Raw genomic sequence first — 26,717 nt, forward strand, 5'->3', positions numbered from 1 at the left:
TACATATATTATCACGTATGTTACATCGACTAGCCCGAACGTTACATTTTTTATCAGAAACCGTACATTTATGTTGTAAAGCATGTATCAGAGTTCATTAAAAGAGAAGAAAATGGAAAAATTTAAGGAGGTTAAAGGAGTTAGAGGAGTTAGAGGAGTTAGAGGAGGTGAAGGAGTTAAAGGAGTTAAAGAAATTAAAGGAGTTAGAGGAGTTAAAGGAGTTAGAGGAGTTAGAGGAGTTAAAGGAGTTAGAGGAGTTAAAGGAGTTAAAGAAGTTAAAGGAGAACAAAATTGGTTTGCGAAAAATTCTTGATGTATTGTCATCTAAGGGAACGAACGTGAAGGATCTCGTAGACATCCACGTGGGCGCATCTGAGATGCTTCACTTCATTCAGCATGACAAATGTTTTTTTCGCATTTTATTTCTGATTGAGAAGCTGTTTTGAATTTATCGTGCGATGATTTGGGATGAGTTTTTGAGGCATTTCCGCTTCTGTGATGAGGAAGATAGCGGGCTATCTGACGAAGAACAGGAGCGGAAAGGACCAAAAAATCGCCCAAAGCACACACGAAAACGGATACATCAAGCCAAGAAAAACTTTTTGGAGAAATTCAAAACAGCTTCTGACTATAAAGAAGTTGAAAGTGAATGTCCGCAAACAGGCAATTTGGCAAAATGAGGACATTCATAAAGTTGAAAACAGTAGTACTGCATTCGCGGATGAAGATATATTCAAACGCAGATGAAGTATATATTCAACTGCGGATGAAGATATATTCAAACGCGGATGAAGTATATATTCATTTTTCAGGGGTATATACCGGCTGCTGGCAGGCATGCACAAACACACAAAGCCTGTCATTCAAAACAGCCAATATGAATGTCCGCATTTTGCCTAATGCGGACATTCATTAAACTTTTGTGGAATTTCAAAACAGGCTCTTAGAAGCTGTTTTGAATTTATCGTGCAAAAAATCGCCCAAAGCACACACGAAAACAGATACATCAAGCCAAGAAAAACTTTTTGGAGAAATTCAAAACAGCTTCTTAGTATCACTTAAACAACAATGGTGCAAAGCGATAAAGACTTTCACGCCAAACCGGCCATGTATGCCCACCCGGCGTTTCGAAATATGTATACCGAATGCCTATCTCATCGAAACGCTTCAACATAGCCTGACAATTCTGATAAGCAATGTCTTCTTTTCCGCCCATCGAAAACCAGAACTGCTTAAAGCCCTTGTTAAACTCATCCTTATGTGCTTTCAATTTCTCATAATATTTTTCGGTTTCATGTGCCGGCATACCGTGGCGCGACTGTACCCACCAGCCAGAACTGAATACGCCTATATAAGAAAAACACTCCGGATGTGTAATGCATGCATTCAAAGTCTGGATACCTCCCATTGACAAACCTGCCAACGCCCGGCTATCTTTGTCAGCCTTTACCCGGTACGTTTTTTCCACAAACGGAATGCAGTCGTTGAACAGTTCCGAATTAAAATCTTTGGTATTACCGTCCAGCATAACGATTATCATCGGAACAGCCTCGCCCCTAGCTATCAGATTATCCAGAATAATATCCGTCAATCCCTGTTGCGACCAGCCACGTTCATCCTCTCCTCCGCCATGTTGCAAATAAAGCACCGGATAGGATACAGAAGACTTTTCATAGCAAGGAGGTGTATAAACAAACATCCTTCGCCATGCATTTGCCGTTTTCGAGAAATACCGCTTCATCCGAATCTCGCCATGAGGTACATCTGCTAAAGAAAAACGAGTGTCACCTTCAGGATAAGGAATCTCTATACCGCTGGTCATCATACTACATCCATAGAAAGACTCGCTTGCAGGGTCTGCCACCGGCACTCCATCAATTACCAGGAAATAATAATGGAAACCCGGACCTAAAGGTTCTGTTGTACAGGTCCACTCCCCGTTTTCGTCCCGCACCATATCATATTTCTTTCCTAAATCTATCTGCACACTCTTTGCATGCGGTGCCTTGACTTTAAAAGAAGCACGATGGTCGGCTGAGATACGAGGATACTGAGAGGCACGTACACTCAACACTGAACGTTCGCCCCCTGAGACGCTCCTGTCTTGGGCAGATAAGGTCATTGCAACTGCCAGCAACAAAGATACAAGTAAAGTTTTCATCATTTGTCAGACTTAAAGATTAAAGGCAAAAATTCATTCAGGCATCTGCGCCATGTCAACCATTCGTGATGCGTTCCGGGAGATTCATAATACGTATTTTTAATACCTATGACACTCAGTTTCTCACTCAGCTCCCTGCTGCCCATACTTTCTTCCGAACCCATCCCGATGAACAATGTATGTACCTTGCGGTTGAAAGCATCGGCATCGGCAAACACTCCATTATATACCTTACGCATATCTGCTTCCGGAGGCAAAAAAATGGCACCGCTGAAAGCCCCGATATAAGCAAACTTGTCCAAATGTGCCAAAGTGGTCTGGAAAGTCTGGTGTCCTCCCCACGACAAGCCCGCCATGGCACGGTTATCACGGTCGGTCAATGTACGGAAAGTCTTGTCGATGTAAGGAATAATATCTTCCAGCAAAATCGGAGTGAATGATGCCCCGAATTCTTCACGCGACTCTCCTGGTCTGGCTCCATGTATATAACCACAATTTCCATAATCCATTACCACTATCATCGGCACACATTTTCCAGCAGCTATCTGATTATCGAGGATATCAGCCATTTTCCCCTGCCGGCTCCAGCCACGTTCGTCCTCGCCCATTCCATGCTGCAGGTACAATACCGGATAACGGCGGGAAGCATCTGTCTCATAATTTGCCGGAGTATAGACAAAGCATCTGCGCTCTTTCTGTTCGATGGAAGAGTAATAATGGCATTCGCGTACCTGCCCATGAGGGACAGACTGGTCATACGTATAATAAGCAGCTGCCTCGGGCGATTCGGGGATTTCGATGCCGCTTGCCATCTTGCCACACCCGAAAAAAGTCTCACTTGCCGGGTCATTGACGGCTACTCCGTCTACCAACAAGAAATAATAGTGGAAACCTACTACCAGCGGGTCTGTGGTCACACTCCACACTCCATCCGGATTTTTCGTCATCGGCCATTTTTTCCCACAGATATCCACCTGGACATTTCGGGCTTCAGGAGCATCCAGGCGGAAAGTAGCCCTTGATGAGGCATCTACACACGGATAGTCCGCTTCAGGGATATTCGTTTGTGCCGGTGTACCTTCCGGCAAAGTTTGAGCTGTTACTGCCGACCATGCCCCAATGCATGCCAGCATAATCGATAATTTCTTCATATTCATATCTTCCAATCATTTAGAAAGGTTGCTTACTCCTTTTTTAGTCTGTTCCACCACTCTTATGGTGCCGTCCGAATTGTAGAACAACTCTTCTACACACACACTTCTACGCCCTATGGCACCCTCATGTCCTCCCAGCGTAAGCGTGGCATTGTGATAGAACAGATACCATTTCCCTTTAAACTCAACGATTCCCGGATGAATGGTAAAACTGTTTTCCGCCATTCCGGTCACTTCCCCCTGATAAGTCCACGGACCGGCAACCGAAGGTGCAGTAGCATACGAAACGACTTCCCTGTCAACCCCCATCGAAGCATAAGTAAGATAATAGAGGTCTCCATGCTTATGCAACCACGGTCCTTCCACATATTTCGGCAAATCTACCACTTGAATCTCACCGTCAAGCTCTGTCATATTCGGTTTCAGCCTGGCAAGGAAACATGTGCCGTTTCCCCAGCACATCCATGCCTGACCCTCTCCGTCAATCAAAACAGTAGGGTCGATATCATTCCACCAGCCGCGTGCCCCATTGGAAGTCATGGTATCACATACCAGAGGTTTGCCGATAGCATCTTTGAAAGGACCGGTAGGCGAATCACCTACGGCTACCCCTATTGCCTTTCCTACATAAGGCTCTCCTCCCTGCACGGTGGTATAATAATAGAATTTACCATTTTTTTCTATCACCTGAGAAGCCCATGCCTCACCTACCGCCCAACTGAAATCGGTAGGTTTCAATACCGAACCATAATCGGTCCATGTCTGCATATCCGTCGTAGAATAACACAGCCACTCTGTGATGTTAAATTCCTTTCCACCCGAAGCGGTATCCTGCCCTTCATAATACTCATCATGCCCTACATACAGGAAAAGAGTATCGTTATACACCATCGGAGCAGGGTCTGCCGTAAACTTATCCGTTATCAACGGATTACCCATGTTCTGAAAAACAGGAAATCCTTCCTGGGTCTTTTGCTGCGCACAACCGGCAAGCAACAAAATTCCTACTGCTACCAATAATTTTCTCATAAGCATCTCTATTTTTTAATTGAATATCCACAAACATCCCATGCAGGGGCGTACCGCATATGCCCGGATGCGTCCACTTATCCACGCGGCTGCCTTCGGACTGCAACGTCCTGCAACACTTTTTTCGTGAAACAAACATACAAAAAAACCGAACAGATACGGTATTTTCCGGACGTGGATTTTTATCATTCTTAAAATAATCCTCCCAAAAAGAAGATTTCTCCTCCTTTGCGCCCCGATGCAGAAGCAAATATACCACCTTCCGTGCGCAGATATATCCAGCCGCCGGCAAGAATACTTGCGTATGCAGATGAGAATAATTACCTTTGCACACAATTTCCAATTACAAAGATATAACATAATAATGGAAGATACCAAACACATCCACATCAGCGACTACAACTATCCGCTCCCCGAAGAACGCATCGCTAAGTTTCCGCTTCCGGTGCGCGACCAATCGAAACTGCTGGTGTACCGCAACGGGAATATCAATGAAACCCGATTCACCTCCTTACCCGACTACATCGAACCGGGCATGCTGATGGTATTCAACAATACCAAAGTCATTCAGGCACGGCTGCACTTCCGGAAAGAGACCGGTGCCTTGATAGAAATATTTTGTCTGGAACCCATCCAGCCTAACGATTATGCACTGAACTTCCAGCAAACCGGACATGTAGCATGGCTTTGCATGATAGGCAATCTGAAAAAATGGAAAGAAGGTGTCTTGTCGCGGCAGATGACGGTAAAAGGACAAACCGTCATCCTGACTGCTTCACGCGGCGAAGCACGGGGCACCAGCCATTGGATAGACTTTAAGTGGAATAATCCAAACGTGACATTTGCCGACATTCTGGAAGTATTCGGCGAACTGCCCATTCCTCCTTATTTAAATAGAGAAACCCAGGAAAGCGACAAAGTGACCTATCAGACGGTATATTCAAAGGTAAAAGGTTCGGTAGCTGCACCTACGGCAGGACTACATTTCACCCAACGGGTACTGGATGCCCTGAAAGCCAAAGGAGTCGACCTCGAAGAAGTGACGCTTCATGTGGGAGCCGGTACCTTCAAGCCTGTAAAAAGCGAAGAAATATCGGGACACGAAATGCATACCGAATATATTTCGGTATCAAGGCACACCATCGGACAGCTCATTGCACACCAAGGGAAAGCCATAGCCGTAGGTACCACATCGGTACGTACACTGGAGAGTCTATATTATATAGGTGTAACCCTCCACCAGCATCCGGACGCAAATGATGCCGACTTGCATGTAAAACAATGGCAACCTTACGAAACGCATCCTACCCTTACTCCGGTAGAAGCATTGCAATGCATCCTCGACTATATGGACCGGCACGGACTGGAGGCACTTCACACCAGCACCCAGATTATCATCGCTCCGGGCTACGAATATAAAATAGTGAAACGTATGGTAACCAACTTCCACCAGCCCCAAAGCACATTGCTGCTCTTGGTCTCGGCATTCGTGAAAGGCGATTGGCACCGCATTTATGATTATGCCCTGTCACACGATTTCCGGTTTCTAAGTTATGGCGATTCGTCTTTGCTTATAAACGAATAACAGGCATGCCAGTTATTCCGGCATTACCTGCCAAGTTGACAGTTTGTTTCAATCCGGCAACAAAAGGCACATTTATTTTTTGACGCAAGTCAAGAAATAGACATTTTACCCTATTTTCATCCCACCATCCGCGCTTCTTTTGAACAGAAGGCATTACATTTGTGTTGTAAAACATAGATCACAACATAAAACAGATTAACTAAACAGAAAGGATAACATTATGAAAAGGGTAAAAAGTTTGTTGAAAGAAATCAAGAAGAATCTGGAATGGAGTGCAAATGCCATCTATGGACAAAGCGACCGTTTCCGGTTCTGATGAAAAATGAATTGAAAGTAAAAGTGCTTATAAAAACGGGTAACCATTCAATGGGTTTACCCGTTTTTTTTGTAAGATAACAACATATCCCCGATTGTCTTCTTCCCGGTATCCGTACTGCCATTATCGGAAGACACATGTATTTCACGGTTAAACTAAGCCAAACTAAGCCCCAAAAGACAAACCAAAAGACAAACACGAAAAATATTTTTACTGGCTGCTTGGACAAAAGCGTTAATTGTGTATCTTTGTTTCGTGAACTAATCGCAAAACAATGAAAAGAAGATACACCTCTCTCTGTCAATTCATTTTCTTTGTGCTTTTGCAGGAAGGCAAAAGTAATCTTCCTTATCGTCTTTATTTGTTGGTTTGCGGAGAACAGTTTACCACGTTGCACTATTTCAAAAAACTATTTGCCGGATGCGATACAAACACGTATCAGCATTATTGCTCGATGTATGAAAAAAGCAATCATGTGCCGTTGCAGTTGCCTAAAGGATATTGTGTGAAACTGACAGACGATAAGAACAGGTTAACGGGAGAGTTGGTTAAGAAGCTGTTTTGAATTTATCGTGCGATGATTTGGGATGAGTTTTTGAAGCATTTCCGCTTCTGTGATGAGGAAGATAGCGGGCTATCTGACGAAGAACAGGAGCGAAAAGGACCAAAAAATCGCCCAAAGCACACACGAAAACGGATACATCAAGCCAAGAAAAACTTTTTGGAGAAATTCAAAACAGCTTCTAAGTATGCGAAATATTAAACATTTTAATATATGCTGATTTATGAAAGGAATTGTTCTAGCCGGCGGTAGCGGTACACGGTTGTACCCTATCACCAAGGGAGTGAGCAAGCAGTTGCTCCCCATCTTTGACAAGCCGATGATCTATTACCCGGTATCAACACTGATGCTGGCGGGTATTAGAGAGATTCTGATTATCTCGACACCGTATGACCTGCCTTCGTTCAAACGTCTGCTGGGTGACGGCAGCAATTTCGGAGTACGCTTTGAATATGCCGAACAGCCTTCACCCGACGGACTGGCGCAGGCGTTCATTATTGGTGAACAGTTTATCGGCAATGACTGTGCCTGCCTGGTACTGGGAGACAACATTTTCCATGGCAACGGATTCAGTGCCTTGCTGAAAGAGGCGGTGCGCACGGCGGAAGAGGAAAAGAAGGCTACGGTATTCGGTTACTGGGTGAACGACCCGGAACGTTACGGAGTAGCGGAGTTCGACAAGAACGGGAACTGCCTGAGCATTGAAGAGAAACCGGAACATCCGAAATCGAATTATGCAGTGACTGGACTGTATTTCTACCCGAACAAGGTGGTGGAGATAGCCAAGAACATCAAGCCTTCGGCACGCGGCGAACTGGAAATCACTTCGGTAAACCAGCGTTTCCTGTCGGACGGAGAACTGAAGGTACAGACGTTGGGACGTGGTTTTGCCTGGCTGGATACGGGTACACACGACTCTCTGGCTGAAGCTTCTACATACATTGAAGTGATAGAAAAACGCCAAGGATTAAAGGTAGCCTGCCTGGAAGGCATCGCTTACCGCAAAGGATGGATTACGGCAGACAAACTGCGGGAAGAAGCACAGCCGATGCTGAAGAACCCTTACGGACAGTACCTGCTGAAAGTAATTGAAGAGGTAGCAAGAACCGGAAGGGAGAACCTGGAATAGCTGTAAATCAAGAAACTGATTGGCCAGGTTTTAGACAGTAAAGCATTTGAAACCTTATTCCTGATATCTGGCATCTGAAAATCAGCAACTGACAAAATATAAAATCATGGAAGTTATAAAGACAGATATAGAAGGCGTAGTAATCATAGAGCCGCGCATCTTCAAAGACGCACGGGGATATTTCTTTGAGAGCTTTTCGAAAAGGGAGTTTGAAGAAAAAGTCGGACACGTGGAATTTGTACAGGACAACGAAAGCATGTCTTCGTATGGCGTAATGAGGGGGCTGCACTTTCAGCGTCCGCCATACACACAGGCAAAACTGGTGAGATGTGTGAAAGGAAAAGTACTGGATGTTGCCGTAGATATACGCAAAGGCTCGCCCACGTACGGGAAGCACGTTGCCGTTGAACTGACCGAGGACAACCACAGGCAGTTCTTCATCCCGAAAGGGTTTGCACATGGTTTTGCGGTATTGAGCGAAACTGCAATATTTCAGTATAAATGCGATGAGTTCTACCATCCCGAAGCGGATGGTGGCATAAGTATTCTTGACGGAAGCCTTGGAATAGACTGGCGCATCCCGACCGCACAAGCCATACTCAGCGAGAAGGATACGAAACATCCGTTATTGAAAGACTTTGATTCACCATTTAACTTTTAGATAACCAGTTGACAAGTTGACAAGGTGTTTGGATATACGTTATTAGAAACTGCTTCGAATTTATCGTGTGCTGATTTGAGATGTTTTACAGCAGGCTACCTGACGAAAAACAGAAGTAAACTTTGCCAACCGGTCAGCTGATACTTTGTCTATTAACAAAAGAAACAATGAATATACTTGTAACCGGCGCAAACGGCCAGCTTGGCAACGAGATGCGCATAATAAGCAAAGATACAGACGACTGCTACACGTTTACCGACGTTGTAGAAGTTGAAGATGTGGAAACAACAATACTTGACATAACCGATACAGATGCCGTAAAACGTATGGTAAAGGAAAAAAACATACAGTGCATCGTTAATTGTGCCGCTTATACTAACGTTGACAAAGCGGAGAGTGACGAAACTCTTTGCAGGAAACTGAATGCCGAAGCTCCGAGAATCCTAGCCGAAGCAATGAAGGAAGCGGGAGGAATGCTCGTGCAAATTTCAACGGATTATGTTTTCGGCGGAGACCCTTACAACACACCATGCAGAGAAGAGCAAAAAGGAACACCTACAGGTGTTTACGGCAAAACAAAACTTGAAGGCGAGAAGAATATCGAAGCCATGGGCTGCGATTACGTCATCATCCGGACAGCCTGGCTTTATTCGGAATTCGGCCGCAATTTTGTCAAGACAATGCTCAACCTTACAGCTACCAAGCCGAAACTGAACGTGGTATTCGACCAAGCTGGAACACCTACCTACGCATACGACCTTGCCGTAGCAATCAAAGCTGTGCTTGCCGACTATGAAAAGGAAAATCCGAAGGAAGGTTATTCCAAATGTGGCATATACCATTTCAGCAACGAAGGAGTATGCTCATGGTTCGACTTCACAAAACAAATTGCCGAACTGGCAGGAAACACTGCCTGCGACATTGAGCCTTGCCATAGCGATGAATTCCCCAGCCCCGTGAAGCGTCCCGCTTACTCGGTACTTGACAAGACAAAAATAAAAGAAACTTTCGGACTGAAGATACCTTACTGGACAGACTCCCTGAAAATATGCATGAAGAACATGGGAGCAATACAACAGTAATAACCAAACAAACATAAAGATATGGAATTCAAGAGAAATATCATCATAACAGGTGGTGCAGGCTTTATCGGAAGCCATGTGGTACGCCTGTTCGTTAACAAATACCCTGAATACCGCATCATCAACCTCGACAAGCTGACGTATGCCGGCAATCTTGCCAACCTGAAGGATGTGGAGGACAAGGAAAACTATGCATTCGTAAAGGCGGACATCTGCGATTATGAAACAGTGAAGGAGTTGATGGAGAAGTACAACATTGATGGAATCATACATCTTGCGGCAGAAAGCCACGTTGACCGGAGCATTAAAGACCCGTTCACCTTCGCCCGTACAAACGTTATAGGCACATTGACATTGCTTCAAGCCGCCAAAGAATACTGGGAAAGCCTGCCCGAAGGATATGAAGGCAAACGTTTTTACCACATCTCGACCGATGAAGTCTACGGGGCATTGGAATTGACCAATCCAGAAGGCATTGAATCTCCGTTCACGACGAAGGCAAGCTCGGAACACCACCACGCCTACGGAACAGAGTTCTTCACCGAAGAGACCAAGTATAACCCGCACTCTCCTTACTCGGCATCGAAGGCAAGTTCAGACCATTTTGTCCGTGCTTTCCACGACACTTACGGAATGCCGACCATCGTGACCAATTGTTCGAACAATTACGGTCCGTACCAGTTCCCTGAAAAACTCATACCTTTATTTATCAATAACATCCGCCACCGCAAACCGTTACCCGTATATGGCAAGGGTGAGAATGTGCGCGACTGGCTGTATGTAGAGGACCACGCAAGAGCCATCGACCTGATTTTCCATAAAGGCAAAATAGCCGATACATACAACATCGGCGGCTTCAACGAATGGAAGAACATTGATATCATTAAGGTGGTGATAAAAACCGTAGACCGGCTGTTGGGACGTAAGGAAGGTGAAGACATGGACCTCATCACCTACGTGACCGACCGCAAGGGTCATGACATGCGCTACGCCATCGATTCAAGAAAACTCCAACGTGAACTGGGCTGGGAACCGAGCCTGCAGTTTGAGGAAGGCATCGAAAAGACCGTCCGCTGGTATCTGGATAATCAGGCGTGGATGGACAACGTAACAAGCGGGGATTATCAGATGTATTATGATGAAATGTATAAAAACCGTTAACAAGCGACAAAGGATTTTTCACCATACTACAAAAACAGTTTCTTTAAAAAAAGGATTACCGCTCACGCGGTAATCCTTTCCGTTATTGAGTTAGTAATTTAATTTGAGAGAATTGAAACTTCACAGCCTCATCAATGATTTTTCTAATAAGCACTAACTAATATATATTTAAAAGCAAATGAAAATGTCATACCTCATTGTTTGTTCACATTCTTTTGGGGAGTGTCCTTGACTGATGCATTCACCGAGTCGGGCTTATACGCCACCTGAGGGTCTTGCCGCTCCCGTTCAAACTGGTCGTAAACATAAACCACTTCCGATTTTCCGGTATTCATAGAATGTTTTACCACCCCTCCTATCGTGAAAAGGAAACCCATGATGACCGCAGCCTTGAATAAGGGCATCAGCCTCATCTGCAACGTGAGCCGCTTTGCTTTCACTACCGAACGTTCGATTTCCGCCAACAGGCGTTCATCAAAATCGTCACTCAGCTTAAGCATCTTCCCGGCATCCTGATAAGCGAACAAGGACCGGTAGCGCGACAAGTGTGCCGGCACTTCTTCTTGACGGAAGAAGCAACGCAGGATTTGTTCCTCTTCGAGCGAAGCCTCACAATTCCAATATTTCTCCAATAACTGTTCGATGTACTTATAGTCCATAGTCGTTTATCTCGTTATACTTTAATCTTATCCGTTGCCTTGCCCTAAACAGATTGACCTTCACCTGTTCTTCCGTCAGTCCCAATATAACCGCTATCTCCTTATAGTTTTTGCCTTCTATATCGCGGAGCTGAAGGATAGAACGCTGTTTTTCTGGTAATTCGTTTATCAGCCGATGTATAATGGACAACTGTTCATTTTGTTCCATCAACTGGTCGGGCATCTTTGCATCGGGCATTTCCTGCGTTTCCGGAGTCAATTCCAGGTTTTGCGATTCCATTTTCTGGCTTCGGTCAATGGCAAGATTACGGGCTATAGTAAGGCAATACGCCTCTATCGAGTCCATCTGCTGCCATTCGTCACGCTTGTTCCATACCCTAATCAGTGTATCCTGAACAATATCTTCCGCCTCCGCGCGATCGAAAGTGATGCGCAGTGCCAATCTGAAAAGCTTGTCTTTCAGCGGCAGGATATCTTCTCGAAAACTGATTGTATGCATTGCTTTCTATAATAATGACGGGTGAGTGACTGAAAAGTTACACTCACCCGCCGTTTTTTTTGAAATTATTTTTTTATCACTGTACCGATATCCTTTCCGATGGCTGATGCCGAGGTAATTATCACTTGTCCTACACCAGCTTCAAGGGCAGAAAATGCATTTTCCAACTTAGGAATCATTCCTTCCTTGATAATGCCTTTACCCACATATTCCCGGAATAAATTAGGGGTAAGCACAGGTATGACACTATCATCATCATTCTCATCACTCAGCACACCTTTTTTCTCAAAACAGTAGACCAACGTCACATCAAATATCTGAGCCAAGGCTTTTGCCGTCTCACCGGCTATCGTATCAGCATTTGTGTTGAGGATATGCCCTTTCCCATCGTGAGTAAGTGGAGCCATCACCGGTATCACTCCCCGGCGGATGAGTGTTGCCAATGCTTCGGCATCCACCCGTTCAACATCACCTACAAACCCGTAGTCGATGTCCTTTACCGGACGCTTCACCGAACGGATGACATCCATATCAGCACCGGTCAAACCAATAGCATTAACACCTTTTGCCTGAAGACCTGCCACTATGTTCTTATTGACCAGACCTCCATAAACCATTGTGACTACCTTGAGAGTTTCGGCATCCGTTACGCGACGCCCGTTCACCATAGTGCTTTCAATGCCCAACCGGGAAGCCATATGCGTAGCAGAACGTCCGCCTCCATGCACCAGCAGCTTATAACCGGTCAGTACGGAAAAATCGTCTAACAGCTGATTGAGTGTATCGGCTTCCTCCACGATTTTCCCACCTACCTTTATAATTGTCAGTTTTTCTTGCATATATTTTCTATTTGACGAAGTATCAGTTGAGACGACAAGGATTTCCCGAAAACAACCAGGACCTTGTCAATCTGCCGTCTTGTTATCTATTTTATTCCAAATATGTATAGCCATACAGTCCCGAACGGTAATTTGCCAGAAATTCTTTGCCTTCTTCCAGCGAAATCTTTCCTTCTTTTACCGATTTCGTAACCCATGTTTCAAGGGTACGCACCAGCTTCTTCGGATTGTATTGCACATAATCGAGCACTTCCGCCACGGTCTCGCCATCAATGACCTGATCAATGGTATAGCCTTTTTCGCTCACACTGACATGAACGGCGTTCGTATCGCCGAAGAGGTTATGCATATCTCCTAGAATTTCCTGATAAGCCCCCACCAGGAACACACCGATATAATATGACTCTTTAGCCTTGATGGTATGCACCGGCAAGTCATGAGACACATTACGTGATGTTACGAAATTAGCAATCTTCCCATCGGAATCGCATGTAATATCCTGCAAGGTTGCCGTACGATCGGGACGTTCGTCGAGGCGCTGAATCGGCATAATGGGAAATATCTGATCGATAGCCCATGAATCAGGAAGTGACTGAAACAATGAGAAGTTACAGAAATACTTGTCGGCAAGTAACTTATCGAGGTTACGAAACTCATCGGGTGCATGCTTCAGCCCCGAAGCAATCTGATTGATTTCACGGGTCACCGACCAATACATCCGCTCAATCTGAGCACGTGTCTTCAAATCTACAATACCATGGCTGAACAAGTCGAGGCTCTCTTCACGGATTTGTTGTGCATCATGCCACGCTTCCAACATCCGGCTTTGGTTCAGGTTATCCCAAATATCATACAGTTCGTGCACCAGTTCGTGATCGTCTGGGCTTACCTCAAATTCTTCGTCCATCGAAGGAAGCGAAGCCGTTTCAAGCACCTCGAATATCAACACCGAATGATGTGCCGTGAGCGAGCGTCCGCTTTCAGTAATGATGTTAGGATGCGGAATACCATTCTTGTTACTCGCATCCACCATAATAGATATGGAATCATTCACATACTCCTGAATGGAATAATTCACGCTGCTTTCACTATTCGACGAGCGTGTACCATCGTAGTCCACACCCAAACCGCCTCCAATGTCGACAAACTCTACGGGGAATCCCATCCGGTAGAGCTGTACATAAAACTGCGAAGCCTCACGCAATGCAGTCTTGATACGACGTATCTTAGTCACTTGACTTCCGATATGGAAATGAATCAGCTTCAGGCAATCTTGCATTTTCTTTTCTTCGATAAAATCGAGTGCCTCAAGCAGTTCACTGGAAGTCAGCCCGAACTTGCTGGCATCTCCCCCACTTTCTTCCCATTTTCCACTTCCAGAAGAAGCCAGTTTGATACGTATACCGATATTGGGACGTACATTGAGTTGCTTTGCCATTTTGGCTATGAGGCGAAGCTCGTTCAGCTTCTCCACTACCAGGAAAATGCGCTTTCCCATCTTCTGTGCCAGCAAAGCCAGTTCGATGTAACTCTCGTCTTTGTATCCGTTACAAATAATCAGCGAATCGGAGTCAGTATTGATGGCTATCACGGCATGCAGTTCGGGTTTCGAACCTGCTTCCAGTCCCAAATTGAACTTCTTGCCGTGGCTGATGATTTCTTCTACCACGGGACGCATCTGGTTCACCTTAATGGGATAAATGATGAAGTTCTGTGCATTGTAGCCATATTCCTCCGCTGCCTGTCGGAAACAATTCGAAATTTTTTCGATACGGTTATCCAAAATATCAGGGAAACGCACCAGCATCGGTGCTGTGACGTCCCGGAGCTGCAATTCATCCACCAATTCTTTCAAGTCGACTGCAACACCGTCTTTTCTGGGAGTCACTTCTACGTGACCTTTGTCATTAATCCTAAAATAGGAAACACCCCACCCCGTAATGTTGTAGAGTTCTTCTGAATCTTCAATACGCCATTTTCTCATTTCACAACATAAAAATCTTCGTTTATAATTATTTTGCAGTTGACCTGGGACTAAGTACCAGAACCAATAGCAGAACTATTAAAAAACCTGGTCAACTCTTTTCTTCCAACATTGTCCTCAACCGCTCTACGGATTCGCCTATCTGCCTCCGGTCTTCCAGCAGGCTAGAATCGAAATGATATTTTGCCTGACTGTAAAACGCCATACGCCCTGCCAGTCCGTCTTTGATGAAGCCCATCAGTTCCTCATCGGTCTTATCCGCCAATAAGGGACGTTTGGCTTTTGCTACTTTCAGCCGACGAAACAAAGCTTCGGGTGAAGCATTCAGAAACACAGTATCGCCCGTGCGATTCATGTACGCAATATTATCGAAAAAACACGGAGTTCCTCCTCCGGCAGCTATCACCACATTCTCAAATTCACCTACCTCGTATAGCATATTGCGCTCCACTTCGCGAAAACCACTTTCTCCCCGCTCGGCAAACAGTTCGCGTATCGTACGGTGCATCCGCTCTTCGATGTACCAGTCAAGATCAATAAACTGCATACCGGCAGCACAGGCAAAGGCTTTTCCCAACGTTGTTTTGCCTGAGCCCATATAACCTATCAGATAAATCCGTTTCATTCCTTCCGTCTAGAGGTACTACGAATTTTACGGGTTTCGGCCTTCTCCTTCTGCAGTTCTATTACCTTGAAACAAGCATTAAGCGTCAGGTCTGCCGCCTCAATATTCTCGGGAATCTTGTAGTTTTTCTTCTCATAAGAAATGTAAGGACCGTATTTCCCGTTCATAATCTGCAAATCTGGATTCTCCTCGAACGTCTTGATAACACGCTTGGCGGCAGCATTCTGTTTTTCGTGTATCAGCTCTTCGGCTTCTGCAAGCGTAATAGTAAGCGGATCCATAGTTTTCGGAATGGATACGAACAATTTGTCGTAACGTACATAAGGACCGAAACGTCCTACACCGACCGAGACTTCCTTACCATCCGATTCACCCAGCACACGCGGAAGGCGGAACAAGCCAAGCGCTTCCTCCAACGTGATAGTCTCCAGCGAATATTCTTTCTGCAACTGAGCAAAACGCGGCTTTTCTGTATCATCGGCAGAACCTATCTGCACCACAGGACCGTAACGTCCGATTTTTACCGAAACCTGTTTGCCACTTGTGGGATCAGTTCCCAAGATGCGTTCGCCTACCTTGTGTTCTGACTTGCTCGACATTGTCTTCTCTACCAGCGGATGGAAATCTTCGTAAAAAAGTTCCATCACATCTGTCCATTTTTTTTCTCCCTCGGCTATCTCATCGAACTGTTTTTCGACATTTGCCGTGAAATTGTAGTCCATGATCTGAGGAAAGTATTCTTTCAAGAAATCATTCACTACGATGCCGACATCCGTAGGCAAAAGTTTCGCCTTCTCGCTTCCGGTCAATTCCACCTTAGTGCTTTCTGACATTTTTCCACCTTGCAACGAAAGAATCTTATACTGACGCTCTGTACCCTCACGATTGCCTTTCTCTACATACCCACGCTGCTGAATGGTGGATATGGTAGGTGCATATGTAGAAGGACGGCCAATGCCCAGTTCTTCAAGTTTACGCACCAAACTAGCCTCAGTGTAACGGAAAGGAGCCTGCGTGAAACGTTCGGTAGCGGTAATTTCCTTGTATTCAAGCGACTGCCCCACTTCAAGAGTAGAAGGCAGACGCATCTCACCTTCCGGCTCCATCTCATCATCGTACGACTCTTTATATACCCGTAAGAATCCGTCGAATGTCAACACTTCACCCACTGCTATGAATTTATCTTCGTGCCCGCTGATAGAGATAGTGGCAGTAGTTTTTTCCAACTCGGCATCCGCCATCTGCGAAGCTAACGTACGTTTCCATATCAATTCATACAAGCGGCGTTCCTGAGCCGTACCTTCTATAGTCTCATTCGACATATAGGTGGGGCGGATGGCTTCATGTGCTTCTTGTGCACCTTTAGTCTTAGTCGTAAAATGGCGGATATGCACGTACTTCTCACCCATCCGGGATACGATGGCTTCTTGACTGGTGCTCAACGCCAGGTCCGACAGGTTGACCGAGTCGGTACGCATATAGGTTATCAACCCGTTTTCGTACAACCGCTGGGCAAGCATCATCGTCTGTGCTACCGTATACCCCAGCTTACGTGCCGCTTCCTGCTGGAGAGTAGAAGTGGTAAACGGAGGTGCCGGCGATTTCTTCATCGGACGGGTGGTAATGTCTTCGATAGCAAACACAGCCTGCCCACACGACTGGAGAAAAACCTGTGCTTCGGCTTCGGTCTTAAACCGCCGCCCCAGTTCTGCACGGATTTCTGTCCCTCCGGCATTGGTAAAAATTGCCGTAACCTTATAGGACGCCTCACTCACAAAGGCCTGCACTTCACGTTCGCGCTCCACGATGAGACGAACAGCCACCGACTGCACACGACCTGCAGAAAGCGATGGCTTAATTTTCTTCCATAAAATGGGCGACAACTCGAACCCCACAATACGATCGAGCACCCGGCGTGCCTGCTGGGCATTTACCAGATTGATATCGATGTGGCGTGGATGTTCGATAGCCTTCAATATGGCAGTTTTAGTAATTTCATGGAATACAATCCGTTTCGTGTGCTCCGGCTGCAATTGCAGCACTTCATACAGATGCCACGATATGGCTTCTCCTTCGCGGTCTTCATCGGAAGCCAGCCACACCATGTCCGCCTTTTTAGCTTCTTTCTTCAGGTCATTGACCAGTTTCACCTTGTCTGCCGGCACCTCGTATATCGGGGCGAAATGATTTTTCACATCAACGCTGAACGACTTTTCCTTCAAGTCACGGATATGGCCGTAACTGGAAAGCACTTTATAGCCGTTTCCCAGGAATTTCTCAATCGTCTTAGCTTTTGCCGGAGACTCCACTATAACCAGATTATTTTGCATCATTCCGTATTCCTATTAAAGTTTTCGGGACAAATGTATGAAAAAACCTGAAGTAAAACGATATAATAAGGTGGGTTTCTTGAAAAAATTCTTCATTTTTAGTGTTCAGCAAGCAGAAACATGTATCTGAAACCTCACAAAGACCGATGCAAACCTGTAACGGAACTCTAAAAAACTGTTTTGAATTTCTCAAAAAAGTTTTTCTCGTCTTGACGTATTCGTTTGTGTGTGTGCTTTGAGCGATTTTTGGACTCTTTCCGCTTCTCTTCTTCGTCAGATAGCCCGGCTATCTTCCTCATAATAAAGACGCAAGATTTTGCGTCTTTACTCATTCCAAATCATCGCACGATAAATTCAAAACAGTGTCTTAATTTCTCCGATAATTTTGTTTGGCAGAAACGAATCAATGTATGATTGAAAGGTTCAGTTTCTGTTTCAAGCTGTCTTCCTTTTACGTTCTCCATATGGAAACCGTACGGTTTCCATATCGAAAACATACGGTTTCCATATCAAGAACGTACGGTTTTGAGATGGAAACCATAAAAGGAAACTGTCTGGATTGATAACGCAACCCAATCAGAAGCGCACGCTCAATCCTGCTGTGGCATAAAAGCCCTGTACGGGATAACCCGTTTCAGCAAGATAAGTACGGTTCAACAGATTATTGAGAGAAACGAACACATTCAGCCTGCCGAAGAATACATAACCTGCCCCCAATGACAAACTGTTCACATCATCGGCTGTTTCCATCTCCTTCATGTCGGCACGTTGCTCGAAACGGTAATGTGCCTTGATCCACAAGTCTTTGTACAATTTTGCACGTACAGAAGCATCAAAGGCAAATTTCGGCTTGAGATAAAGCAATACCTCTCTGTCTTCCTTCACGTCCCATCCATAATACGTGCCCTGTGCCGAAATGTCCAGCCAATCCTTATACTGGTACGCCAGCCATGCACCACCATAGCCTACCTTCGCCTTATCTTGTGCCAAAAACGTATAGACATAGGGATAAGGATAAGGTTCCTCCAACATACCCGGCAACCTGAATATCTCGTCCTTCACCACACGATAACCTCCGAAGAGGCGGAATCCCAACCCCGGCATGGGTGCTCCTTGCACACCTGCCTGCACATCAACTGGCGTGTAAGAAGTCTGCATCTGCTCAGCCTGTATCCAGTAGGGTGACTGTTCGTTCAAGCTGCGGAAATCATTCAGACGTGTACCCCCTGTGGCTTGCAGGTAGAAGCGATAAGAACGGGCGAAGAGAAAGTCGAATTTCACATCGGGCGATAGCATCAGCCGGCCGTCATGACCGAACTGCATATCTACATGCATCCCTGCACGAAGCTGTATGTATTTGCTCCCGAACGTATAATGCGGATTGATGCAAAGCAAGGTATAATCGGTCTGGTCCACATCGTGAATCAGGTTATCCATTGCAAAACCGATGCCGACACGCTGCCTTTCATCGATATTGCCCGACACGAAACCTTCGGTATGGAAAATGTTTTCCGAGCCGCTTCCCATCCATGGCGAGTCGTACGCCCGACTAAAACTGCGTAATCCTGTCTGAAACGAAAATTCCACTGGAAGTTTTCCCTCAACTGATGCCACACGCAGATACCCCTCACCCAACGTATAGCGTTGATGAGAGGAAAGCGAATAATCAACATCCTCTATTCCCCAAACAGGCATATAGTTGAACACTTGCGAAGCAAAAGAACCGCCCAATGCCAAAGAAACCTTACGGAAATCGTGACGGTACCCCAACGAAGCATCCGTGCGATAGAAACGTGATTTCCAGTCGTCTGCTTCGGTTATAACAGAAGGCACATCACCGTTCATTCCATAAAGCGATGCATCCACATGCAGGAAATCACGGCGGGAAATATCCCACAAATACGAAAAACGTGCATCAACATTATTGCGTGAGCCATAGCTTGCACGCAAGTATCCGCGTGGTACTTCACGCTGCTTCTCTTCACTGGTCATCGCCTGCAAAGGGGTAAAATTCCAGTTGGAGAAAGGATGGAGCGCAGTGGCATAATCGATATGCTGTTTGGGAAGAGCCGGCTCTTCCACTTTGGGCAAGACATTAACCTTAAATGCATCCATCACTTCGGGATTGTATTGGTTTTCCACCACTACCGTGCGATTCAGTGCCGAATCAGCAGCGTGTTGTTGGGCATTGGCCGCCATACACAGACAGCTCAGCCCGATTGTTGCTATCATTGATTTCATCACCTTAACTTCTCATTTTTTATTCAGTTGTGCCAAACGGGTTTCTATCATCTCCTGGATATCATCTTGCTCCTGATAGTTCTGTTTCAAAGATAAAAGATACTGCTTTGCATCCAGATTACGCCCCATCTTCACATAAATGTCTGATAAGAGCACAAAGCTTCGGGCCAGCCAATACGTATGAGGCGTACTCACCTCTATATATCCGAGCACTTCTTTTTCTGCCTTTTCGGTTTCACCGGCATCAAAATACAACTGCGCAAGCAGATACTTGGCTTCGGCTCCATAAACGTTACGCGTATCTTTAGCCAGTTCTGCAAGGTCATCCACAGCCTCACGGGATTCGCCTTTACCCAACCGTGCCTTTGCACGCGCATAGCGAGCTTCGTTAGTCAATTCGGGAGTCAGCTTGCTCTGTGCAAGCAACACCGACGCCATCCCGATAGTCTCCTCTGCGTCTCCACTCAAACGGGCACATTCCAACGCGTGTTGCAAAGCTTCCATCCGTTCTTCTTGCGAAACGACACGGTCTGCCATCCGCTTGTACAAGCCAAGCGCCTTTCCGTAATCCTTGTTTTGGAAAGCAATGCCGGCAGAAAGTTTCATAGCCTCACCCGAGAAAGGATTATCGGGGTAATCAAGTACCTTATCCAAATACGTGGACGCTTCGGCATAATTCTTCTCGCCATAAGCTATCACGCCCAGATAATACACTGCATTGACACTGAATGCTCCTTGTGGAAACGACTGGAGATAGCGGGTGAAACTGACTTTCGCCTCAGCCGTCTCGCCACGCATATAGACTCGTTCGGCAGCAGTGTAGGTGAGCGAATCACGCTCGTTCACATCGAAGTTCCCCCCTCCCGGAAGGGTAGCCACAAAGTTCAAGTAATCGTCCACCTTATTCAGATCAATATAAATCGATTTCAAGTCACGTTGCGCCAAACGTGCCTCCTCGCTTCCCGGATAGTCAGCTATCACTTTCTTGTAGGCGGCGATGGCTTCGGGATACTTGTCTTCCTGATAATAGAGCAATCCGATTTCGTTGGCAGCTTTGCGCGAAAGAGGACTGTCGGGAAAACGTTGAAGCAACACCTGATAACGTTCGATGGCGGCAGCGTTACTCTCTTGCTGCACGAAAGCCCGTCCCTGCTCGTACAAGGCATCATCGATGTACGTCGAAGCCGGATAGTCGGTCAGCAAGCGGTTCAGGGTTTGTACTTTCCCGCTATAGTCCCGTTGCAGACCTTTCACGAAAGCCTCCTGGAAAAGCGAATAATCACCCAGGCCGGGGTCAGTCGCCAAGGCTTGCGCATAAAGAGCTTCCGCCTCTTCGAAACGCCGGGAATGGAAATTACAATCTCCCATCCGGTTATACACGTCAGCCGCTACCTTGCGGTCCTTTGCCTGCACTTGCGAGCAGCGGGTAAACCATCCGAGTGCCTGCTCGTATTGTTTCTGTTTGAAAGCGACATAGCCCAGATTGTATAAAGCAAGCGCGTACTCATCACCCGTACGGTCAGGAGTGTATTCCAGATAAAGCCGGTAATCGGCAGCAGCCTGCCCGTAATTCTCCATCCGGTATTTCGATTCGCCCCGCCAATAATAGGCATCTGCCAGTGTCTGCTGGTTATAACGTCCCAACTCAATGGAACGGCTAAAATATTCGATGGCATTTTCGAAAGCAGCCTGGGCAAACGCCTGTGTCCCGACACGGAACAGCAGTTTCTGCTTGGCTTCGAGAATGCGGGCACCCGGATGACTGATTTTGGCAATGGATTGCAAAGCTGCCTGATAGCTGCGAGTGTTCATATACACTTCTATCAGATAATCGTTCACCTTGTCCGTATAAACAGAATTGGGAAACTCGTTCAAGAACCGCTCGAACACCGTCACCGACTCGGCAAAAGGCGAATAAGAAGTCTCGTGGATGCAAAGCGCGTAATTATACAAAGCCTGTTCCTGCACATTACGATTGAACGTCATTGCCGAAGCTTGTTCGAAAGCCATACGGGCACGCGTCCGGTCTTTCAATTGAAGGAACGATAGCCCACTGTGTAAATAGGCGTTTTGTGCCAGTGCATCTGCAGTGCCGACTGTTTTCCCAAGGGCTTCTACCGCTTTCGAATACACCCCCGTCTGGTAATAACTCATACCCAGTTCATACCAGGCTTTCCTGTCGTACTCCCCTTCCTGGCTCTGACTATATATTTCCAAAGGCTTTACAGCCTCGGCATAACGTCCCATCCCATAACAAGCCTCCCCTTTGACACGTTGCATCAACCTGGCATATTCGTGACGGGGATAAGCCTCCAGGTACATATCTGCCATTTTCCCAGCCCTTCCATAATCATTCCGTTGCAAATAAATGTCGGCTATATAATAAGGAGTATAAGGAGCATATTTCTCACTGGTTCCGGCAATACGAAAGCCCTCCAGTGCCGTATCGTATTGCCCCCGTGCATAGTCGATATAAGCAAGCTGGTAAACCGCATCCGTGCGATACTCGCCGCTCACGTCTTTCAATACGGCAAACCAGAGTGCCGCTTCTTTCAAGTCCCCCTCTTTCAGGCAAGCCGTTCCCAAACGCATCAAAGATTCATCACGTTCGGAATCGGCAAGCAAGTGGATATCGCACTTCTTGAAACAAGCAATGGCTTTCCGGTAATTCCCGTCGAAGAAACAGGCAGAGCCTAATAAAGCATACACACGATTCAAATAGCGTGAATCCGGATAACGGGCAATGTATGTCTCCAACTGACTGATACGGTCGGGTTTGCCAAGTTCATACGAAGTACAAGCCAGCATATAAGCCACCTCTTCGTCAAAAGTTGTCTGAGGCTCTTGCCGCAAATAATGTGTCAGTGCCTGCCGCGCGGCGGCATAATCGTGCCGAAGGAACAACTCCTTCGCTTCGTCGTACAAGCGTGACGGCCCGGTGAGCGGTTCGGCCTGCTGGGCAAATGCCATCCACGGCAACACACACAAGGCTCCTGCCATCCACACCTTCTTTTTCCTATTCTTCATATCCTTCCGATTTATGTGAGGCTAAAAAACGAGCTACTCCCTCCCGTACCGAGTCGAGTCCGAAATCGCCCGGGTTGACTTTCTCAAGAGGCATCCAAAACGAATCCGCCACATCGTCCTTTGCTTCCAGACGGCTATCGTCTTCTACCCGACACAAGAAAAACTGGTCGAGTGTATGTACCAAGAAACCCGAATACAGATACGTGTTGGGCAACGAGAACTGATAAATCGCTTCAGTCACTTTCAAACCGGTTTCTTCGAGCACTTCGCGTGCCACTCCCTCCTCACCGGTTTCGTACATGTCAAGGAAACCGCCCGAAAGGTCCAATGTCCCTTTGGCAGGCTCCTTCCCACGCCGGCACACCAACAATTCATTCCGACGGTTCAAGATAAAGGCAACCGTCGCCGCACTGGGATTAAAATAATACACAAAGCCGCAATCGGCACACTTCTTTGCCTTTGCATTGCGAATCTCGAAACGAGGCGACCCGCATTTCGGACAATATTTGAATAACTCTAATGGATGCATAACCATAATTCTTTTTGATAATAAGGGCAAAGATAAAAGAAAAAGCTGTATATCTCCCGTCATTTCCCGAACATTTGCCACATTTCTTCATTTTTTTTGAAACTGTTTTGAATTTACGTGCGATGATTGGGAATGAGCTCTTGAGGCATTTCCAGCCCTGAGAGAGAATTCCCAAGTTTGCAAGACACAATCAACCCAACCGGAAAAACGAAGATATATTCATAAGCCAATCCAACTAACTGCGATAGGCCACGAAGCTAACTGAAACAGGCTCTAAATATATCTTCATTTCGCATATCATTTATTTTAGCTAAAAGAACATCCATAATTGCCACTCCCCTGACACAAACTCAAAAACTTACAAACTCAAAAACTTACAAACTCAAAAAATAATTGTATATTTGCACACTCGTACTTAATAATAGATTTATGTCGTGCATTTTACATATTGAGACCTCTACAGAGGTCTGTTCGGTTGCCGTCAGCCAGGACGGAGCATGTATTTATTCGGAAGAAGACTTCAACGGGCCTTCACATGCCGTGACTTTGGGCGTATATGTAGACCGGGCGTTATCATTTGTTGAAAGCCATGCCATACCGTTAGATGCGGTAGCAGTAAGCTGCGGGCCAGGTTCGTACACAGGTCTCCGTATAGGTGTGTCGATGGCCAAAGGAGTGTGTTACGGACGTGGAGTACCTCTTATCGGACTTCCTACACTGGAAGTGATGTGTGTACCGGTATTACTTCGCCACGAATTGCCAGACGATGCATTGCTTTGCCCGATGATTGATGCGCGTCGTATGGAGGTATATGCTACTATTTATGACCGTGCGTTGCGAGTCGTACGTCCTACCGGAGCAGATGTGATTGACGAGCATTCATATGCAGAATTGCTTGCCGATCATCCCGTATATTTCTTTGGAAACGGTGCGGAAAAGTGCCGGACAAAGCTAACACACCCCAATGCACATTTCATCGAAAAGATCTATCCGTTAGCCAAATGGATGTTCCCTTTGGCTGAAAAGGCAATGGCTATCGAAGATTTTAAGGATGTAGCCTATTTTGAACCTTTTTACCTGAAGGAATTTGTGGCTTCAAAGCCCAAAAAATTATTATAAATGAGTCGGTCCGATGCTTATAAGTATATTAAGAGTCGAGCCAACTAGAACATGAACCCTAGTCCCTAACTTAAAAAATATGGAATATAATACCCAACAACGAAGATTGCCGCTACCGGAATATGGCCGGAGCGTACAAAACATGGTAGACTATGCTTTGACGATAGAAGACCGCAAAGAGCGGCAACGCTGTGCCAATACGATTATAAACATCATGGGAGGCATGTTTCCTTACTTGCGTGATGCAAATGACAACAATCATAAATTGTGGGACCACCTTGCCATTATGTCCGATTTCAAGCTAGATATCGATTATCCGGTGGAGGTAGTAAAAAAGGAAAGCCTGGAAATCAAACCCGACCGCATTCCTTACCCACAACATCGTATCCGTTACCGGCACTATGGCAGCTATATACAGAACCTGATTCGCATAGCTGTCGATTATCCGGAAGGGGAAGAGCGTAAGCGTCTTTTGCAAATGATTGCCAACCACATGAAAAAAGATTACCAGAACTGGAACAACAAGGATGGTATGGAAAACCAGAAAATACTGGATGATTTGTATGAACTTTCAGGAGAAAAAATCAAATTGACCATTGATGATGTGCAATTGGTAGAACAACGCACGATGCCCCGCAGACGCCAAATGAACAATAACAACCAACAGAGAAACAATAACCAGCAAAAAAGGAAGTATTGAAAACCAGAAGACTATATGGCATCATTTGTAATTGAAGGAGGACATAAACTGCACGGCGAAATTATCCCGCAAGGAGCGAAAAACGAAGTGCTGGAGGTTATTTGCGCCACATTGCTGACCGATGAAGAAGTGATTATCAGCAATATTCCGAATATATTGGACGTAAACAACCTTATCCAGCTGCTTCGAGATATGGGGGTAAAGGTAAAAAAGCAGAATGCGGATACATATGCGTTCCGTGCCGATGCTGTCAACTTCGATTATCTGGAAAGCGACGATTTCCTGGCGCGGTGTTCGCGCTTGCGTGGCTCGGTGATGCTGGTAGGACCGCTTGTAGCACGTTTCGGACGTGCGGTCATTTCCAAGCCGGGAGGAGATAAAATCGGACGACGCAGGCTGGATACACACTTCTTGGGAATCCAGAAACTGGGAGCTGATTTTCAATATGATAATCAAAGGGGTACGTTCCGCATTCTGGCAAAGCGATTGAAAGGCACCTATATGTTGCTTGACGAAGCATCGGTAACAGGTACCGCCAACATCGTAATGGCAGCAGTGCTTGCCGAAGGGAAGACCACCATCTACAATGCTGCCTGCGAGCCATACATTCAGCAGCTTTGCCGGATGCTGAACCGCATGGGAGCACATATCGAAGGCATAGCTTCGAACTTGTTGACTATCGAAGGGGTAAAGACATTGAAAGGATGTACACACCGTGTCTTGCCAGACATGATTGAAGTAGGCAGTTTTATCGGTATGGCAGCAATGACAGGAAGTGAAATTACCATTAAAAACGTATCGTACGAGAATCTGGGAATCATCCCAGACAGTTTCCGCCGGTTGGGCATCCGCCTGCAACAACATGGCGATGACATTTTCGTACCTTGCCAAGAACACTACGAAATCGAATCGTTCATCGACGGGTCGATTATGACCATAGCCGATGCGCCTTGGCCCGGACTGACCCCCGACCTGCTAAGCGTCATGCTGGTAGTTGCCACCCAAGCCAAAGGGAGTGTCCTGATTCATCAGAAGATGTTCGAGAGCCGCCTGTTCTTCGTGGACAAGCTCATCGACATGGGCGCCCAGATTATCCTTTGCGACCCGCACCGCGCGGTAGTTATCGGACATGACCGTACGTTCCGGCTTCGCGGAGGCAACATGACATCGCCCGATATACGCGCAGGCATTGCCCTGTTGATAGCCGCACTCGATGCGGAAGGCATCAGCCGTATCCATAACATCGAACAGATAGACCGCGGATACCAATATATCGAACAACGCCTGTCGGCTTTGGGCGCACGTATCACCCGTATTGAATAAAG

At 46.1% G+C, this 26,717-nt stretch carries 24 protein-coding genes; 12 read left to right on the plus strand and 12 right to left on the minus strand.

All coding sequences use genetic code 11. From position 1 onward, the window contains the following. Positions 1 to 112: 112 nt before the first annotated feature. Both H9625_RS02060 and H9625_RS02065 read left to right on the plus strand, forming a co-directional pair. Positions 113 to 313 (plus strand): hypothetical protein, encoded by a 201-nt coding sequence (locus H9625_RS02060; RefSeq protein ID WP_191762853.1) that lies wholly within the window; start codon positions 113 to 115, stop codon positions 311 to 313. A 145-nt stretch (positions 314 to 458) separates the two neighbouring features. Beyond that, the gene (locus H9625_RS02065) at positions 459 to 680 is read left to right on the plus strand and encodes a hypothetical protein (protein WP_162608599.1); all 222 of its coding nucleotides are present in this window, start codon (positions 459 to 461) and stop codon (positions 678 to 680) included. 374 nt (positions 681 to 1,054) lie between these two features. Here H9625_RS02065 and H9625_RS02070 read toward each other — a convergent pair whose 3' ends face one another. The 3 genes from H9625_RS02070 to H9625_RS17565 are packed head-to-tail and all read right to left on the minus strand — an operon-like array spanning position 1,055 to position 4,344. Then, the gene (locus tag H9625_RS02070; RefSeq protein ID WP_087395575.1) at positions 1,055 to 2,164 is read right to left on the minus strand and encodes an alpha/beta hydrolase-fold protein; all 1,110 of its coding nucleotides are present in this window, start codon (positions 2,162 to 2,164) and stop codon (positions 1,055 to 1,057) included. Further along, the gene (locus H9625_RS17560) at positions 2,161 to 3,318 is read right to left on the minus strand and encodes an alpha/beta hydrolase-fold protein (RefSeq protein WP_225226203.1); all 1,158 of its coding nucleotides are present in this window, start codon (positions 3,316 to 3,318) and stop codon (positions 2,161 to 2,163) included. The genes H9625_RS02070 and H9625_RS17560 overlap by 4 nt, the downstream gene beginning before the upstream one ends. Positions 3,319 to 3,327: 9 nt before the next feature. Beyond that, complete coding sequence (locus tag H9625_RS17565; protein ID WP_087407168.1) at positions 3,328 to 4,344, minus strand: glycoside hydrolase family 43 protein; 1,017 nt, start codon at positions 4,342 to 4,344, stop codon at positions 3,328 to 3,330. A gap of 361 nt (positions 4,345 to 4,705) precedes the next feature. On the opposite strand from H9625_RS17565, the gene H9625_RS02080 reads away from it, so the two are divergent. The 7 genes from H9625_RS02080 to H9625_RS02110 all read left to right on the plus strand — a co-directional run bounded on the left by H9625_RS02080 (position 4,706) and on the right by H9625_RS02110 (position 10,840). Then, a complete protein-coding gene (locus H9625_RS02080) occupies positions 4,706 to 5,929 on the plus strand; it encodes an S-adenosylmethionine:tRNA ribosyltransferase-isomerase (protein ID WP_087213215.1) in 1,224 nt (407 codons plus the stop codon). Positions 5,930 to 6,519: 590 nt separating this feature from the next. Next, the gene (locus H9625_RS02085; RefSeq protein ID WP_022038618.1) at positions 6,520 to 6,810 is read left to right on the plus strand and encodes a hypothetical protein; all 291 of its coding nucleotides are present in this window, start codon (positions 6,520 to 6,522) and stop codon (positions 6,808 to 6,810) included. A 12-nt stretch (positions 6,811 to 6,822) separates the two neighbouring features. Beyond that, positions 6,823 to 7,008, plus strand: coding sequence for a hypothetical protein (locus tag H9625_RS02090; protein ID WP_191762854.1), 186 nt, complete (start codon positions 6,823 to 6,825; stop codon positions 7,006 to 7,008). A gap of 22 nt (positions 7,009 to 7,030) precedes the next feature. Continuing rightward, complete coding sequence (gene rfbA / locus H9625_RS02095) at positions 7,031 to 7,936, plus strand: glucose-1-phosphate thymidylyltransferase RfbA (protein ID WP_191762855.1); 906 nt, start codon at positions 7,031 to 7,033, stop codon at positions 7,934 to 7,936. Between the two features lie 106 nt (positions 7,937 to 8,042). Continuing rightward, positions 8,043 to 8,597 carry a dTDP-4-dehydrorhamnose 3,5-epimerase gene (gene rfbC, locus H9625_RS02100; protein ID WP_022038894.1) on the plus strand — a complete coding sequence of 185 codons (555 nt, stop codon included), beginning with the start codon at positions 8,043 to 8,045 and terminating at the stop codon, positions 8,595 to 8,597. Positions 8,598 to 8,764: 167 nt separating this feature from the next. Then, on the plus strand, positions 8,765 to 9,679 hold the full coding sequence (gene rfbD / locus H9625_RS02105) for a dTDP-4-dehydrorhamnose reductase (protein ID WP_087212020.1): 915 nt from the start codon (positions 8,765 to 8,767) through the stop codon (positions 9,677 to 9,679). Positions 9,680 to 9,700: 21 nt separating this feature from the next. After that, the gene (locus tag H9625_RS02110; RefSeq protein WP_087212023.1) at positions 9,701 to 10,840 is read left to right on the plus strand and encodes a dTDP-glucose 4,6-dehydratase; all 1,140 of its coding nucleotides are present in this window, start codon (positions 9,701 to 9,703) and stop codon (positions 10,838 to 10,840) included. A 194-nt stretch (positions 10,841 to 11,034) separates the two neighbouring features. Here H9625_RS02110 and H9625_RS02115 read toward each other — a convergent pair whose 3' ends face one another. The 9 genes from H9625_RS02115 to H9625_RS02155 all read right to left on the minus strand — a co-directional run bounded on the left by H9625_RS02115 (position 11,035) and on the right by H9625_RS02155 (position 23,573). Beyond that, positions 11,035 to 11,499 (minus strand): hypothetical protein, encoded by a 465-nt coding sequence (locus H9625_RS02115; RefSeq protein WP_191762856.1) that lies wholly within the window; start codon positions 11,497 to 11,499, stop codon positions 11,035 to 11,037. Next, positions 11,489 to 11,998: an RNA polymerase sigma factor gene (locus tag H9625_RS02120; protein ID WP_087212026.1), complete on the minus strand. Its 510-nt coding sequence runs from the start codon at positions 11,996 to 11,998 to the stop codon at positions 11,489 to 11,491. Before H9625_RS02120 ends, H9625_RS02115 begins: the two co-directional genes overlap by 11 nt. 65 nt (positions 11,999 to 12,063) lie before the next feature. Then, complete coding sequence (gene argB / locus H9625_RS02125; RefSeq protein ID WP_022038899.1) at positions 12,064 to 12,837, minus strand: acetylglutamate kinase; 774 nt, start codon at positions 12,835 to 12,837, stop codon at positions 12,064 to 12,066. 91 nt (positions 12,838 to 12,928) lie between these two features. Further along, positions 12,929 to 14,821: a biosynthetic arginine decarboxylase gene (speA, locus tag H9625_RS02130; protein ID WP_087212031.1), complete on the minus strand. Its 1,893-nt coding sequence runs from the start codon at positions 14,819 to 14,821 to the stop codon at positions 12,929 to 12,931. A gap of 91 nt (positions 14,822 to 14,912) precedes the next feature. Then, positions 14,913 to 15,446 carry a shikimate kinase gene (locus H9625_RS02135; protein WP_087212034.1) on the minus strand — a complete coding sequence of 178 codons (534 nt, stop codon included), beginning with the start codon at positions 15,444 to 15,446 and terminating at the stop codon, positions 14,913 to 14,915. After that, positions 15,443 to 17,776 carry a type I DNA topoisomerase gene (gene topA, locus H9625_RS02140; protein ID WP_191762895.1) on the minus strand — a complete coding sequence of 778 codons (2,334 nt, stop codon included), beginning with the start codon at positions 17,774 to 17,776 and terminating at the stop codon, positions 15,443 to 15,445. Before topA ends, H9625_RS02135 begins: the two co-directional genes overlap by 4 nt. A 576-nt stretch (positions 17,777 to 18,352) precedes the next feature. Further along, positions 18,353 to 20,017 (minus strand): TonB-dependent receptor, encoded by a 1,665-nt coding sequence (locus H9625_RS02145; RefSeq protein WP_191762857.1) that lies wholly within the window; start codon positions 20,015 to 20,017, stop codon positions 18,353 to 18,355. Positions 20,018 to 20,029: 12 nt separating this feature from the next. Further along, a complete protein-coding gene (locus tag H9625_RS02150) occupies positions 20,030 to 23,044 on the minus strand; it encodes a tetratricopeptide repeat protein (protein WP_191762858.1) in 3,015 nt (1,004 codons plus the stop codon). After that, complete coding sequence (locus tag H9625_RS02155) at positions 23,034 to 23,573, minus strand: NUDIX hydrolase (protein WP_022040217.1); 540 nt, start codon at positions 23,571 to 23,573, stop codon at positions 23,034 to 23,036. The genes H9625_RS02150 and H9625_RS02155 overlap by 11 nt, the downstream gene beginning before the upstream one ends. A gap of 429 nt (positions 23,574 to 24,002) precedes the next feature. On the opposite strand from H9625_RS02155, the gene tsaB reads away from it, so the two are divergent. From tsaB to murA, 3 genes are all read left to right on the plus strand, one after another. Next, positions 24,003 to 24,692, plus strand: coding sequence for a tRNA (adenosine(37)-N6)-threonylcarbamoyltransferase complex dimerization subunit type 1 TsaB (tsaB, locus tag H9625_RS02160; RefSeq protein ID WP_022040218.1), 690 nt, complete (start codon positions 24,003 to 24,005; stop codon positions 24,690 to 24,692). Positions 24,693 to 24,771: 79 nt separating this feature from the next. Continuing rightward, entirely contained in the window at positions 24,772 to 25,392 is a 621-nt protein-coding gene (locus H9625_RS02165; protein WP_022040219.1) for a DUF4290 domain-containing protein, read from the plus strand. Between the two features lie 15 nt (positions 25,393 to 25,407). Next, positions 25,408 to 26,715 (plus strand): UDP-N-acetylglucosamine 1-carboxyvinyltransferase, encoded by a 1,308-nt coding sequence (murA, locus tag H9625_RS02170; protein ID WP_087250543.1) that lies wholly within the window; start codon positions 25,408 to 25,410, stop codon positions 26,713 to 26,715. Positions 26,716 to 26,717: the final 2 nt, after the last annotated feature.

This window comes from Phocaeicola intestinalis (assembly GCF_014837065.1).
Taxonomy (GTDB): domain Bacteria; phylum Bacteroidota; class Bacteroidia; order Bacteroidales; family Bacteroidaceae; genus Phocaeicola; species Phocaeicola intestinalis.